Origin of the sequence: Butyrivibrio sp. AD3002 (assembly GCF_000420905.1) — a bacterium.
GTDB lineage: Bacteria > Bacillota > Clostridia > Lachnospirales > Lachnospiraceae > Butyrivibrio.
The window spans coordinates 151,335-166,512 of sequence record NZ_ATVV01000003.1 but is presented as its reverse complement, the minus strand read 5'-3'; the positions used below and the strand labels follow the sequence as shown (position 1 = coordinate 166,512).

At 41.4% G+C, this 15,178-nt stretch carries 10 protein-coding genes and 1 tRNA gene; 3 read left to right on the top strand and 8 right to left on the bottom strand.

Annotated elements, in window-relative coordinates; translation table 11 throughout:
• The first annotated feature begins 18 nt into the window (after window positions 1–18).
• Together G596_RS20845 and G596_RS0104170 are read left to right on the top strand one after the other, a co-directional pair.
• Window positions 19–1,638 carry an alpha-amylase family glycosyl hydrolase gene (locus G596_RS20845; protein WP_022760584.1) on the top strand — a complete coding sequence of 540 codons (1,620 nt, stop codon included), beginning with the start codon at window positions 19–21 and terminating at the stop codon, window positions 1,636–1,638.
• A gap of 124 nt (window positions 1,639–1,762) precedes the next feature.
• Window positions 1,763–1,834: transfer RNA gene (locus G596_RS0104170), tRNA-Trp, on the top strand.
• A 100-nt stretch (window positions 1,835–1,934) separates the two neighbouring features.
• Here G596_RS0104170 and G596_RS0104165 read toward each other — a convergent pair.
• From G596_RS0104165 to G596_RS0104150, 4 genes are all read right to left on the bottom strand, one after another.
• On the bottom strand, window positions 1,935–2,504 hold the full coding sequence (locus G596_RS0104165; protein WP_022760583.1) for a hypothetical protein: 570 nt from the start codon (window positions 2,502–2,504) through the stop codon (window positions 1,935–1,937).
• A 75-nt stretch (window positions 2,505–2,579) separates the two neighbouring features.
• Window positions 2,580–5,552, bottom strand: coding sequence for a glycosyl hydrolase 115 family protein (locus G596_RS0104160; RefSeq protein ID WP_022760582.1), 2,973 nt, complete (start codon window positions 5,550–5,552; stop codon window positions 2,580–2,582).
• Window positions 5,553–5,652: 100 nt separating this feature from the next.
• Window positions 5,653–7,488, bottom strand: coding sequence for an ABC transporter ATP-binding protein (locus tag G596_RS0104155; RefSeq protein WP_442855843.1), 1,836 nt, complete (start codon window positions 7,486–7,488; stop codon window positions 5,653–5,655).
• Complete coding sequence (locus G596_RS0104150) at window positions 7,472–10,033, bottom strand: ABC transporter ATP-binding protein (protein WP_022760580.1); 2,562 nt, start codon at window positions 10,031–10,033, stop codon at window positions 7,472–7,474. The genes G596_RS0104155 and G596_RS0104150 overlap by 17 nt, the downstream gene beginning before the upstream one ends.
• 127 nt (window positions 10,034–10,160) lie before the next feature.
• Between G596_RS0104150 and G596_RS0104145 the strand changes: the two genes are divergently transcribed.
• Window positions 10,161–10,853, top strand: coding sequence for a PilZ domain-containing protein (locus G596_RS0104145; RefSeq protein ID WP_022760579.1), 693 nt, complete (start codon window positions 10,161–10,163; stop codon window positions 10,851–10,853).
• 59 nt (window positions 10,854–10,912) lie between these two features.
• Here the strand turns inward: G596_RS0104145 and G596_RS0104140 are convergent, their stop codons facing one another.
• The 4 genes from G596_RS0104140 to G596_RS0104125 form a co-directional block, all read right to left on the bottom strand.
• Complete coding sequence (locus G596_RS0104140) at window positions 10,913–11,212, bottom strand: hypothetical protein (protein ID WP_022760578.1); 300 nt, start codon at window positions 11,210–11,212, stop codon at window positions 10,913–10,915.
• Window positions 11,213–11,582: 370 nt separating this feature from the next.
• On the bottom strand, window positions 11,583–13,448 hold the full coding sequence (locus tag G596_RS0104135; RefSeq protein WP_022760577.1) for a C1 family peptidase: 1,866 nt from the start codon (window positions 13,446–13,448) through the stop codon (window positions 11,583–11,585).
• Window positions 13,445–13,990 carry an NUDIX domain-containing protein gene (locus G596_RS20840; RefSeq protein WP_022760576.1) on the bottom strand — a complete coding sequence of 182 codons (546 nt, stop codon included), beginning with the start codon at window positions 13,988–13,990 and terminating at the stop codon, window positions 13,445–13,447. The genes G596_RS0104135 and G596_RS20840 overlap by 4 nt, the downstream gene beginning before the upstream one ends.
• Window positions 13,991–14,047: 57 nt before the next feature.
• Complete coding sequence (locus G596_RS0104125; RefSeq protein ID WP_022760575.1) at window positions 14,048–15,133, bottom strand: acyltransferase; 1,086 nt, start codon at window positions 15,131–15,133, stop codon at window positions 14,048–14,050.
• Window positions 15,134–15,178: the final 45 nt, after the last annotated feature.

Below are 15,178 nucleotides of genomic sequence, written 5' to 3'. Positions count from 1 at the left end.
CAGGGGGGAGAAAACAGTATGAAAAAGTATTCCAAAAGACTCAAATATATAAGTCTTGTCTCTACACTTTGCTTAATGGCAAGCACTTCTGCATGTGGAAATAAAAAAGAAAGTACCACCATCGATGATAACTATCGCACCACTTACGAGATCTTCGTGTACTCCTTTTGTGACAGCGATGGTGATGGAATCGGGGATCTGAAGGGTGTGATCAACAAGCTTGATTACATAAATGACGGAGATGATTCTACAGCTGAAGATCTTGGTTGTAATCAGATATGGCTTATGCCGGTTTGTCCATCTCCTACATATCATAAATATGATGTGACCGATTACTGTGACATCGATCCCGAGTATGGAACCATTGACGATTACAAACAGCTCATTGAAGAATCTCACAAGCGCGGAATCCGTGTTATCAATGACATGGTTATGAATCATACCTCTTCTCAGCACCCATGGTTTAAAGAAGCTTGCGATTATCTGAGGAATCTGCCGGCTGATGCCGAACCCGATGCATCAGATTGTCCCTACTTTGACTACTTTAATTTCTCAAAAGAGTCTGCAACAGGTTATGAGAAGCTTGCAGGTACCGACTGGTACTACGAGTGCAGATTCTGGTCAGAGATGCCTGATCTAAATCTTGATAACGAAAAGGTAAAACAGGAATTTGCTGATATCGCAAAGTTCTGGCTTGATCTTGGCTGCGATGGTTTCCGAATGGACGCTGTTACTTCATATACAACTGATGATACCGATACAAGCACCGCGCAGCTAAAGGAATTTGTCAGTGCCGTAAAATCTATAAATCCCGATGCTTATATCGTCGGTGAAGCCTGGACAAATTCTTCTACCTACTCCAAGTATTATGCCAGCGGCATTGATTCACTTTTTGATTTCGATTTTTCCGGAAGTGAAGGTGCCATCGCTAAATGCGCAAAGAGCAAGCTCAAACCTATAAAATACGTACAACAACAGATTGACGAGGATAAACTCTTTTCATCTTATTCAGAAGATTATGTGAACGCCCCCTTCTACACCAATCACGATATGGCAAGAAGTGCAGGTTATTATATTGGAAAAAATGCGACAGACAGCACCAAGCTAGCCGGAGCGCTGAATCTCCTTATGAGCGGTAACGCCTTCATATACTATGGTGAAGAGCTTGGAATGAAGGGTTCCGGAAAAGATGAGAACAAGCGCGCTCCCATGCAGTGGGGCGAATCGGGTTCTGAAGGCATGACCAAAGGTCCTTCTGGTATGGATAAAATCGAGATGACCTATGGTACCCTTGAAGACCAGAAAAATGATGAGTCTTCTATTTACAATTACTATAAAAAAGCAATCAGAATAAGGAATGCTTGTCCTGCAATAGCACGTGGGAAGTGCGCTATCCTTGATCAGCTTTGCGGCGATCGCTGTGCTGTATGGACAAAAGAAATATCAGATACAGACTCTGTTATTCTTATTGCTTTGAATAACGGTAAAGAGCCGATTCAGATCGATTTAGCCAAAAGTGATGATGCTGATGGCTTCAAGACTCTTGGAGCATCTCTTTCAACCGGTGGCGAAGACGCAGTACTGGATGGGAACACCCTTACTCTTCCTGCCTTTTCATTCGCGGTTTTGACAAAGTAAAGCCCTAAAAAGCGCGTAGTAACAGCACACTATTTTTAAGATGTAAAAAGTTCAAAAAACATGTTTACATCACCATATTACTGTGATATAATTTCATTCGTTGGCGACATAAAGCGTCAAGGATAGGGGAATCATACAATGGCTAGTATTGCGGTCTCCAAAACCGTTCATGCGGGTTCGAATCCTGCTTCCCCTGCTCAAAACAAAACCGCTTAATCATAATGGTTAAGCGGTTTTATTGTTTATAAAAATGATATAGGTGTCAAAAGTATCTTTTGACACCTATATCATAGTAATTATTTACTTACCTTGAAATTAAATGTAACGTGCTTCGCAAGAATTGCCAAAGTGTCGAAGAAGATATATACTGTATCACCGGCATTAAGACTTACTGTCTGCTTTCTTGTCTTAGGGAACCGCTTGTTGCCTGATCTGCTTGCAAAATAACCTTCACCGGGAGCGTTGGTCTTGATATTATCGTAAGAAGTAAGTCCATCAACACCATCAGCCTGCTGCTTGTATAAAGTGTAAAATCCATTTGCATAGCTGCCATTGGGTGTACTTAACTTAGATAATGTGAATGTATAATCCTTTGTAGCAGGAGCTGTGAATTTTACATATGATAAACCTCTATGATTCTTTTGCTTGAGCTTGAATTTGTAGCTCTTGCCTGCTTTAATCTCAGTTGCACATGAATTTGCAACGCTTACTGTGAGGTTACCGGCATCATTCTTGATTGACTTTAATGTCTTTACCTTTGTTTTAGCTTCAACACTTAAAGGATTGGCTAAAACAAGTGCCGCAATAAGTGCGAGTGCCAAAAATCTTTTTGCGACAGCACTAACTTTTAAAAAATGATTTTTCATACTTTTTCCCTCCGGATATAATATTTAAATGATTATTTCTTAGCATTTGCTTTTACAAGGCTTACTGAGTAGAACTCATTGTCGATATAAATATGTTTTCGGAAGTATAACATCCTCTCTGCAAAGTACCAGCTTGTCGAATACCGCGCCGGCATCTCCTGCATAGAGCGCGATAGTATTTATCCCCTTATGAAGGCTTACCTTAACACTTTTTGTATGCTCGTGTGAAAGGACGTCGTCGCACCACTGCCTGCATGGAAAATCTGTAAAATAGCCATCTTTCAAGGCGTTTTCGATTATAATTTCAGATTCATTTACTGCGTAGCCAAACTTAAGGAGTCCCCCTTTTACTATGGGATTAGTCATGGCAAGATGGAAATCCAATGTATAAACACCATCATCTTCGACAAGTACATTGTATTTCACCAAAGGAGCCCTTCCATCAAGGATTTCCTTTTTATCAAAATTTGAAGTCGAAGGGAATACCTTGATTGCAGGCTTGCCGCTCTTTCCAAGATAATCCACTACCTTAAAGCCAACTCCGCGCACATCTTTTTTCTCATGAAAACACTCAGCATTTACTGTGATGATTCCACATTTTTCCATATAGAGGTTTTCTCTACTATAACCATCAGGGTAGTTCTCCTTGTCAGCTTTAAAAATGATGTCCACATCAGTAAAAGTGCCATCATCAAAGCTAATCTTCACCTTGGCTTTTGCCTCGATTTTTCCGGTTATCAGCTCTCCCCTTTTTGCAAAACATACAGTTTTCCTTCCGTCACTTGAAGTGCCGTTAGCGTCTTCTGCTATGAAATTTGCCACTCTGCTTCGCGAAACTTCTACTCTTCCCTTAGCATTCTTGCAAATAAGCCAATCAATATCATTCTCAATTTCATAAACATAGCTCACATCACCTCTACTGTCAATATCAAGAAAGACTTCCGTAGTTTCAGGTCTTGTAAATCCGTAGCTTACAGGTGCAGGCGGGCACTGCCAATGAGCACCGTAGTTTACTATCTTTTCACCCCTGAATGACACTGCTGCCTTAGGCCCGTGAATTGGCGAAACAACCGATACCGTAGGGTATGTCCAGTTATATGCATCCCAGCTTCTGAAATTAGTGTGATCAGAGCTCATCATATGTTTCCACTTACAGTCATTAAACTCATGGAACTCATTAACATATCGGATATCCTCCTCGATCCTTTTCCTGACAGACTCAGCATAATGATTTGCATAGACGCAGCCTCTAAGAGCAAGCTCTCTATTCATACCTGCTTCAACATTCATAAGCACATTGTTAAGGCTTGCTGCAGCCTGATAATAAATCATACTCCTGTATGCAATAAGTGCTTCATCTCTAAGCTCTCTATTTAATCTGTCAGCAGTATCAAGTATATCCCTTGCATCTCTCCAGACTCTGTCTCCCTCCATGAAGTTCACGGGATGATATACATCCGGATTCATAGTCTCCGGCGTTCTCTGCGCATTGAATCTCGTATAACCCTCGAGCACCTTAGCGATATCTTTTTTCTGCTCATCGCTAACACCGGGAAATTGCCTGTTAATCCAACCATAGACATACTCCTCTATCTTATTAACAGACTTTTCACCATATTTTTCATAGTCATATGCCATATCCATGAAAAATGAAAGCGGATACTCATTGAGCTTAAGGTCGCCCACATTCACAATCCACATCTGCCTCACTCCTGATTCGTAAGCAAGGCTCATCTGTTCCCAGGTCTTAGTCAGTCTCGTACAATTGACCCATTCATAGCTGACAGGAGCGCCATGATAATCAAAATGATAATACATTCCAAATCCGCCCGGATGATTTCTTGTATCATCGGTAGGAAGTGCTCGAACATGACCGTGATTATCATCACTAAGTAAAAAGATGACATCCTTAAGCTCATCCCAGTCCTTTAGTCCCTCGGTGTACTCATCACCAAAATAGTAGTCCTCTACCTCTTTGTAGATAGCGAGCATCCTTGGCACCATTGAAATATCCTCATTCACATTTCTTCTGATAAGGTCATCCTGAGTCTTAATAGCCTTCTTTATAACCCTGATATTATCTGAAAGTGTAGCATCCTCAGGCATGAGCTTTGAGTCCGCCTCACCGCGCATACCTATGGTAATCACATTTTCGAATGCCTTATTCCTGTTTATTCCGTCCTCCCAGAACTTTGTAATGCCCTCTTCATTTGATAAAAAGCTCCAGGTGTTATCGTCACTGTATTTTTTATACTGCTGCTGCCACTCGTTACCTGCTCTGCACATAGGCTCATGATGAGACAGCCCCATCACTACGCCAAGCTTATCTGCAAGTTCAGCGCTAAGAAGCCCCGGACCATCCTCCGAGAAATTGGAATTCCACATGGCAGGCCACATGTAATTGCCCTTCAGCCTTAGAAGGAGTTCAAATATCTTCCTGTAGCACTTTGCATTCACATCGCCGAATTTCTCTGTAGCCCAGTTTCCAAAGGCAGGCCACTCATCATTAATAAAAAATCCTCGATATCTGACAGAAGGCTCCTTGGATACAATTTCTTTATCAAGCTTTAGGATTATCTCGTTCTTTTTAAGTGGTGTCACATCTCCAAAATAAATCAGCGGAGATACTCCGCACATCTCAGAAAGTCTGAACATTCCGTAGATTGTTCCGCGTTTATCACTTCCTGCAATCACGAGCATCTGCTTTACATGACCATTCTCAGGGAAAGGTTCATCAACAAGTGATATCTTATAGACTTCACGTTTACCTTCTATGTCCTTTGTCGTTATCTTTCCAAGGGACTCAAGACTGTCAAGAACCGGGCTGTGTCCACAGGTAGCCATGAGAATGATATTTTCACATGAACTTTCAGAAACGTTTTCTGCCTGCATGTCCAATATGCCCCGGATAATCTCAGGCATTATACCAGTCACACTCTGTATGTCCTCTGCGACAGTTTTTCCTATTAGTTTAATCCCTTCAAAGCTCTCCTCTTCGATAAGAAAAGTGGCAGGTATATTGTTACTAAATATAGTGAATTTATCCATATTTATAATTATCCCCTCATCCGTCTGCTACGCTGACACCTTTCCCCCTAGGGGAAGGCTTTAATTAACTTCACATCCTTCCCAAGGGGAAGGCATGATTTTAGAGTGCTGCTCTGACTTCCATCTCCTCATACTGTCTGGAGAAGAGCTGGTGATAATAACCACCGATATTCTTCATAAGTTCCTTATGTGTTCCGCGTTCAATTATCTTTCCGTCTCTTACAACAAGTATAAAATCTGCATCAACTACTGTTGATAATCTATGGGCAATCATAAAGGATGTTCTGCCTTTAATAACAACCGATATGGCATCCTGTATAGCTTTCTCTGTCACGGTGTCAATGGAAGAAGTAGCTTCATCGAGTACCAGTATCCTGGGATCTGCAAGAATAGCTCTTGCAAAGGACAGGAGCTGCTTTTCACCAGTCGATAGCATATCTCCGCCCTCTCCGACATCACTATCAAGGCCTTTCTCCATCCTGTTTACAATTTTATCAGCAGATACCAGCCTGAGTGCTTCCCATATCTCCTCATCAGTCGCATTCGGATTGCCATATTTCAGATTTTCTCTGACACTTCCCGAGAAAAGATGCGGTGTCTGCAAAACATAGCCGATGTTACTGTGAAGCCACAGCTGCGATCTCTCTCTTGCATCCCTTCCGTCTATAAGCACCTGTCCTGAGGTAGGCTCAAAAAATCTGCAAACGAGGTTTACAAGTGTGGACTTGCCTGCTCCGGTCTCGCCGACAATAGCTACGTTACTTCCCTGCGGAACCTTCAGATTAAAATGTTCCAGCACATACTCGGTTCCGTCGGGATAATGGAAGGATACATCCTTGAACTCTACGTCTCCCACCAGTTCTTCCCAGTTTTCCTTCCTTGGATTAAAGGTATCTCCGTACTTCCTGACAACCTCCGGTGAATCAGCAACATCAGACTCTGTGTTAAGTAGTCTTGTAAGTCTCTCCACATTAACCTGAACAGCAATAAGTTCGGAAATCGTAACAATTATATTCTGTATGGGTTCAAGTATTCCGAGCGCATAGGACAGGAAAACCGAAAGCGTTCCTATTTCCATAACGCCCTCCATCGTAATCATACCACCTCTCCAAAGCACAAGCGCAAGGGCACAGGACGAAAGCATTGTTACCGAGGCCGTAAACATTGCAGAAAAGTGCGTCGCATGAACTGCGGTTTTTCTATACTTCTCTGTATCCTCCATGAAATCTTCCTGAATCTTCTTTTCAACAACAAGTGTTTTTATTGCCTTGGCACCTGTAATACCCTCATTGAAATTACCTGTTATTGTTGAATTCAGCTCTCGTATTTTCCTATTAAGCACTATCAAATGCTTTTGGAAATAAATAACAAGCACTATTGCAATCGGAACAAGTGCAAGAACATACAGCGCAAGTCTTACATTAACCGTGAGCATAACTATAAATACGAATAGTATGTAACTGCCGTTCCAGACTATGTCCATCATTCTCCAGGCGCACATCATACCGATCTTACCGGTATCACTCATTACCCTGGCATGAATATAGCCGACATTGTTCTGGTTGAAGTAGGAAAAGGACAGCTCCTGCAGATGGTTGAATGCTGCATTTCTAAGATCCCTGTCCACAGACATCTCTATTTCCCCGCACATATACGCACTGGTAAAGTCCATAATCAGCTTAAGTATAAGAATAACAGCGTAAACAAAAGCAAAGATGCCTATTCCTTTAATCGTTCCCCTGGCAACGAAATTATTTAGTGCATATCTGTTAAAAAGCGGTACAACCGAATCCACCAGACTTACCATACTCCCCAGAAAGACCATTACTGCCATCTTTGGCAGATAAGGTTTCAAAAAAGGCATAAGTCTTGGTATTCCAAACCATGGAAGCCTGGTGACGGTTTTATTGGTATCATTTTCAGGCAATACCTTCACCTCCTCCCTGAATCTGTATGTCATAAATTCTGCGGTAAAGGCCATTCTCTGCAAGAAGCTCATCGTGAGTTCCTTCCTCTACAACCTTTCCGTGACTAAGTACAATTATTCGATCCGCATGCATCAACGTCGTTATTCTGTGAGAAATGATGATAGTTGTAGCCATTCCCGCGTGTTCATCGAGAGCTGCCCTTATCTTGGCATCCGTCTCCGTATCAACAGCTGAAAGCGAATCATCAAAGATCATAATCGGCGGGTTAGTAATGAGCATCTGCGCTATCGCAGTCCTCTGCTTCTGTCCGCCTGAAAGGGTTACTCCACGCTCTCCTACGAAGGTATCGTAGCCCTCATCGAAATTTTTAATGGTGTCATCAAGCGACGCCATCTTAGCAGCTTTTCTGACATCCTCCATCTTAGCTGACTTACTGGTAATTCCGATGTTTTCAAAAAGCGTTCTCGAAAACAGGAATGGCTCCTGAAGCACGAAACCGATGTTTTCCCTTAAGTAATGCATCTTGATTTTGCGAATATCGACTCCGCCTATAGTAATGCTTCCACCATTCTCCGGAAGGTTGTAGAGTCTGTCAAGAAGGTACATAAGTGTCGATTTTCCGGAACCCGTTCCTCCAAGCACACCCACAGTCTTCCCTGCTTCAACCTTAAAGCTGACGTCCTTAAGAATCTCTGCTGTCCCGTTTTCATAAGTAAAGCTCACATGATTAAACTCTATATCCTTGTTAAGTGGTGGTTCTCCGGCATCCTCGTCATCCTTCTCCACCTCGGAGTTCATGATATAACGAAGCCTGTCAATGGAAACGCCGGCCTTACTCATCTCGGATATAACACGCCCCAGAAGTCGCACAGGCCAAGAAATCATAGCATTGTATGCAACGAATGCTATGAGCTCACCCACTGTAATTCGCCCCTGTACGCAGAATACAGAACCCATCACAAGTACCGTCATACCCTGAAAGCCTGATATCAGATCATTTGATGTCCAAAAGGCTGCCAGCAACTTCATAAGGTGAACCCACATATTAGTATATTCTGTGTTCTTTTTCTCAAAGCGCTCACGCTCGAACTTCTCACGTCCAAACGCTCTTACCACTCTGACTCCGGTCAGGTTCTCCTGCGCTATAGCTGAGAGCTTTCCCTCCTCGATATCCGCATTTTCAAAGGCACTTCCGATCCTGTTATGAAAGAAAAGCGAATACAGTACGATTACCGGAATGAATGCGGCTGAAATCAGTGAAAGCTTCACATCTATCTGAAACATGAATGTTAAACCGAGCCCTATCATGATCACAATTCTGAAAAGTGCGGTCAGCTGCTCAGAGAGAAAGTTCTTGATTGTCTCCACATCTGATGTACATCTCTGAATAATGTCACCCGTATGGTTCTCACTGTGCCATGAAAAGGGCAGATGGCTGATATGCTCAAAGAGAATATCTCTCATCCTGCATATAAGCTTTTCAGCAGCCATCGAGTTGAGCAGTTTATTGAGATACCTGAAAACAGCACATAGAAATGCTATGATAACTACAACAAGAGCCATCATAGCTATATGCGCCCTTAGATACTCCTTTCCACCTGTGAAATCGACTATCATCTGCATATAAAACGGCATGCGGGAATTTGAATCCCCGATTAGATAATCGACCGTATACTGTATGATTTTGGGATTGACCATATCAAGAAAAGCCACCATTATCGAAAAGATGACTTCTGAAATGAATAAGGCTTTACATCCTTCTAAAAAATACAGGACCAGTGATGTTTTAGTAGTAAATCTTTCGCCGGTATTTTTCATAGTCCTCCGATCTATATGGGCTGTGGAAGGGCGAATACAGACAATAGCCAATGGCACGGCATTGGCCCCAAGATTATCTATCGCCTCCGCAAGGCTTGAATAGGCCCCCTGACGTGAGTAGCCGCCTCCCTTTGCCCTGAAATAATTGTTGTGTATATAGAAGCAGTCAGCCTCTTTCGAGATATTTACTGTATGAAGCTGATCTTTGATATTATTTACATTCCAGTAAAATGTCACGATAAAAGTACGATATCTCTCGCCAAAGGAATTGATATCCTCCTTTTTTCTTGTGGTAAGCTTTTTTACTTCAAAGCCCCTGCTCCTAAAAAATTTGCACGGCGCTGACGGAGTAATTCCAAAGCCACCCTTAAGTGCAATCCCTTTTTGTTCGAAATATCTTATAAGATATGGTATAGTATCGCTCTTATCGCCGAGACTCCTAAGTGCATTGTAGGTTGCTATTATTTCACAGCCCGAGTAAGACATATCTGATTTTTTATGAGTACCAAATAAGACACCTGTCCACTCCGACTGGTTCTCTATGTGCCCGGTATTCTTAAGAAAACGTTCTGCATGCTCCGAAAACAGCCTGCTGTTTTCCCGGAAATGCAGTTCTCTTATCCGTTTCTTTACAGGACCCGAAAAGAATGCAATAATGGAAAAAAGAGCCAGAACTACTGAATTGGGCACAAATTTAGGAATTATTTTTTCATATAGTTTATTAGTTTTTGGCATTTACTTTCACCACGGCTTAATTTTTTACGAAAACTCACTTTACATTTGTGGTTTCCCATTGTTTAATATATAAGGTTGCAATTATTCATGTACAAATAAACATTTTATTCAAACGTATGAGGGCGCTATGAATATCACTGCTTTAGCTCAAGGAACAGAACTCACCGTGAGCACACTAATCGATAATATGCCGGTAAACATTAAGACGAAAGCCATCTCGGTTATGGATGACTCACTTCTGGTCGGTCCGCTTAAATATCACGGACAACCCATACCCGCTGCTACTCAGGCTACAGCAATAGCTAAGATGCCTTCCGGTATTTCTATAAATTTCCATCTTGAGTCAGTTATTCCGTATGAAAACTGGAATGATACGTATTATCTTCTAAAGGGAACCGAAGCGATATCCGATGCAGATAATCAGAGAAAGGCTGAAAGATATGTAATAAATGCCCTCAGCAAAGCAGTTATAAACCATGTGACTACAACAAGCGCTATTATCTATGATATTTCTATTCGCGGTTTATCACTTCTTCTCGGAAAATCCGCCACAGCAAAAGCCGGTGACACAATAAGGCTTACCTTTAAGCCAGCCGGTTATACAAAAGCTTTTGAGATGAACCTTACAGTTGTACGAAATTTCAAAATCGGGACCTACGATGCAGTAGGCTGTAAGATGCGTGGTATCGACAGTCAGCTTATGACCTACATCCTCTCTGTTAAAAAGCAGAAAGATGAGATCAAAAGAGCTCAGTCTCTTTCAATGGTTACCGTTCATGATGAATCTGCTCAGGATGAAGCGAATGCTGTGGTTCAGTAATAGGTATAAAAAAGGAGTTGCCTTAATTATAAGTCAACTCCTTATTTTTATCATCAGTCTCAACCTGCTGCAGGTACCATCTCGTCCATAACTTCTGAATTATCTATATTCTCATTTGATATAAGCTCATCCGTCTTACGTGGAGCGCGAACTCCGAAGCTTCCTTCGTATCGCTGTTCCTTCAGTATCTTACGGATATCCTGAAGATCCTTGCTCATGTCCTCGCGTCTCTTACAAACGACTGTCGGAACACTTCCGTTTCCCATCTCAACCATATAGCCGGCTTCAGAAAGGATTCTCTGAATCTTCAATTTATCTGTGGTACGAATCTCTGCAGGTGTCTTATCTTCTCTCCCCACTACAAACCTCCTATGAATCACAATTAGCAGAATTTGTGTTTAAATCATTTCCTACCACAAAATATAGCACATTCAAAATAACATTGCAAGAATCGGTATTTCTTTAACAAACTAAAAATCCCATAAATTCTGGGCTTTTTCTGAATTTGACTACGCTAATCCGTTAATTTTTATTTCTGCTTCACACATTACAGATATAGTTTATAAACATAATATTTTTACTTTATGAACCGTCCATATTTTGGCAACATATTTATCTTAATATAAACACATCAGAGATGAAGAACATCTTCTGAACCCCAAAAACTTTTTTCATACAACATGGCCATGCGACTCCCCATCGCATGGTCACCTCCCATTAATGGGGATTTTATTTTGTAATCAAATCTGTATTTCTTATTTTCTTTGTGTATATCTTCACAAAGAAGTCTCTTTCATCTTGCCTGAGCATGTAATTGCCGGTTCTATCGACCAGATAGCTGTGACCGCTTGCCGTGTTCACTGTATGTATTGATCCCAGATTGTTATGCCACTCATCCTTATGCTGCTCAGTTGTGTAATCCATGGCCTTTTCATAGACGAGGTACTGCTCCTTACCGGGTTTTATAACCAGAATATACTTTTTGTCTTTTTGTACCTCTATCTTTTCAGTTAAAGAAAACGTGTGATATCCTCCGGTAATCGATTTGCAATCCATTGTTATGATTGGGCTTCCGAGCACACTAATACTGTAATAATCTGCATTTGAACCATCTGCTTCTCCCGGAAGCTCGTAGATGCTTGCAGTATCATTTGAAAGAGTACTCATCGTAAAGTATCCGAAGGCTGAAAGTTCCTCATCACTTTCCGGTGAAAAGACAATTCCATACTCCGCGTTATTTTTATCAAACATGTAAACTACGTTTTCCTGGTCGATTATCGGATCCTTGATATGTGTCAAAAAACCTGCATACTGATAATTCGTATCATACCAGTTATCATCTTCCGGCATTGCACAATCATACGCAGCAACATTGTTATTACACAAGATACTGTCCTCGTAGGACAGATAAAAGTAACCTGATGCCCCGTATTTGGTACCCCAGCTGTTCCTGCAGATAAAAGCGCCATTCTCTGAAGGTTTTGTAATGAAGTTTGCAGCAGGGTAGTCGTCATTCCAACCTACTATTAGTACTTCATGATCGGCATAATTTCCGTTTCCGTACTTTTTATAATCGTACAGCGCAACCTTTTTGCCTGTCCAATAGTCATCATCAGCGCAAATACTGGCCGTCACGCTTCCGTGCTTTACTATCAGCCTTTTAATAAGTTCCCTGTTCTTTTCTGTAGCCGGAACTTCCATGACATTTTGGACATGGCAAACGGCATTCCCATACGCATCAGTAGGTACATCAGCATTTTGCGTATAAAAATCATTCTGACCTCTGAGAACATGTATTGAATTCATATTTTCATCCACAACAGGGCCTTTCCAGGCTGTCAAAATACTAAGGCAATAGTCAGTAACACCTCCAACGGATAAATAGCCGGTGTCATACTTGCTTAAAAAACCATCACCCTCTTCATAAACAAATTCGCGATAGTCTTCGTCGATGCCACCGCCTGCAGAGCCTTCGGCTTTATGCATGTTATAGTATGCTCCGTGCTTCTCCGATAGGTTAAGCGAATCTGTCTCAAGATCCTCATGCTTCTTTAGAAGATTGCTTTCCACAGCCCCGAGCGCCGCAAAATTCCAACAAAGTGCAGTATCACCCTGATTCCTTACAGCTGTTATATAATCCCTGTTATCAGTTTTATCGGAAGTATAAAAACTCGGCAATTCCGTATCGTCCGATATCGATTCATAGTCTGTTTCTGTCCCATCTGCAGCGGTTATAAGGTCCTCATCAGCATCATCAATAACAATTGCTTCGCTCACCTCAAGTTCTTTGATATCAATCGGTTGTAATTCTTCAATATCGACTTCTTCGCCGTTTGCTTCACCGGTTTCTTCCTGAGCATCATCACTTGCAGAAATATCATCTGTTTTACTTTCAGAAAGCGCAGGCTTGGTATCCTCATCCACTTGAGTTATTGCTCTTGCGAGCTCAGAAGGATGCTCACCCTCCGGTATCTTCTCAAAGAGTTCCGGAGGATCTTCGTTTTCCTCACTATTTGCGCATGCACAGATCGCACATGTAAACAATACCGTCACTGTAAGCCTTATCACAGTGACGGCTATTTTGTTTTTCGTCATCCTATACCCCTGATAAGTTTTAAAGCATCACGAAGGATCTCTTCGTGATCGAATGCAAGGTCCTTTGAATAAAAAACATTATCACCGCAGGAAAGCTTTACTCCTTCCGCAGTATCCTCAATCTTATACCATCCGGTGGCATCAGCATCGTCACCCGCTATAGGCTTTACCTTATTTTCATCAACCTCTGCAAGAAACGCAATAGAAATTGTCCAATCCCTGGGGTCTCTCCCGGGCTTACTGTAGACTCCGACAAGCTCAAGGTCGCTTGGAGCCATTTTTACAGCAGTTTCTTCCTCAAGTTCTCTCGAAGCCGTTTCTTCTATACTCTCCCCGGCCTGGGTAAATCCTCCCGGAAGTGCCCACATGCCTATGCATGGATGGTTTCCCCTCTTTACAAGAAGCAGTTTTCTATTATCAGGATCATTTGTTATTATACAAATATCAGACGTAACAGATGGTTTTTTCCACTTGTCCGGATTGTAATCCTTTAAATATTCCTCTTCTGTTAATCCGTTTTTATCTTTAAATAAATCGCTCATAGTATCCTCCCCAAATGGCTGATTGAAGCCATATTATCATTATTTTAAATTCATTTGCTATACTGTAAAACGTCTGTTTCGATACCATTTTTCAGATATCATCTTATATATCGGACGCTTTATAAACAAATAAAGGATATAACATATATAACTAAATACATATATGCCTATGATACTGCCTATAATATGAAGTATGAGCAGCGGGGTGTCACCTCCCGCAAATCTCTTAGCATCCAAAAAGCCTACAAGTCTGAGATTTAAAATATAGACAGTAAAGGTTCCTCCGGCTATGGCATTTATTATACGATTGTTCGTTATCTTTATTTTTCTGAACATCATGAATAAAAGCGCTGCCTGGGAAATAATAAGCGGATTGTTATAGTTCCAGGCTATCGTATCATAGATGTTCTTTCCTGCCCTTATTCCATCAGCATAGCTCCAGGCTACCGTCACCAGGATACTCAGAATATACCAGAATAACAGATGTCCAACCGTCGGAACATGCTTTTCATCCATATCCCGAATTCCAGCTCCAATCAGATAGACAAGCGCAAAGTTTACAATTGTATATCCTGCCTGAGCTCCATCAATTCCAATAGTACTGCTTCCGGCAAGCTGTCTGCCTGACCAGTATTTTAAAATATCAATCACTGTTGGATAAACTGAAAACAAAACAAATGATATTCCGATAAGAAGCTTTCTTCCGGAAACATCAAGTTTCTCCCAGGCAATATTGATGAACGGCGAAATAAAATAGAGCGCCACAAACACATACACAAACCAGTTGCCTGAAAAAATATATTCAAACAAGTCGTCAATTGAAGAGCTTTGATGTAAAAAGACGCGCTTTGCCAAAACAGTAATCAGCGCAAAAACAATCACCTGCATTACAAGGCTAAGAGGTTTAAGGCCATCACGCTTATTAACTTTACACATGAAATAACCGGTGATCAGAACAAATACATTTACAGCACAAATGCTGAAGGTCTCGAGTAAAACAAGAATAAACTGATTTATGCTGCCATCAGCAGCTCCTGCAAAGCCTCCGTTTTTCACACTGTTATAATGCAGCATTATTACCCCACAGGCTGACAATATTCTCAGAAGCTCTATATTTGATTCACGAAGTGGTCTCTGACTCATATATCCCCCAAATTATTAAAGCTATTCAGGAGAAAATGTCAAAAT

Coding starts and splice junctions, on each gene's coding strand:
- G596_RS20845 (WP_022760584.1), top strand. CDS start 19: ATGAAAAAGTATTCCAAAAGACTCAAATATATAAGTCTTGTCTCTACA.
- G596_RS0104150 (WP_022760580.1), bottom strand. CDS start 10,033: ATGCCAAAAACTAATAAACTATATGAAAAAATAATTCCTAAATTTGTG.
- G596_RS0104125 (WP_022760575.1), bottom strand. CDS start 15,133: ATGAGTCAGAGACCACTTCGTGAATCAAATATAGAGCTTCTGAGAATA.
- G596_RS0104135 (WP_022760577.1), bottom strand. CDS start 13,448: ATGACGAAAAACAAAATAGCCGTCACTGTGATAAGGCTTACAGTGACG.
- G596_RS0104145 (WP_022760579.1), top strand. CDS start 10,161: ATGAATATCACTGCTTTAGCTCAAGGAACAGAACTCACCGTGAGCACA.
- G596_RS0104160 (WP_022760582.1), bottom strand. CDS start 5,552: ATGGATAAATTCACTATATTTAGTAACAATATACCTGCCACTTTTCTT.
- G596_RS0104165 (WP_022760583.1), bottom strand. CDS start 2,504: ATGAAAAATCATTTTTTAAAAGTTAGTGCTGTCGCAAAAAGATTTTTG.
- G596_RS20840 (WP_022760576.1), bottom strand. CDS start 13,990: ATGAGCGATTTATTTAAAGATAAAAACGGATTAACAGAAGAGGAATAT.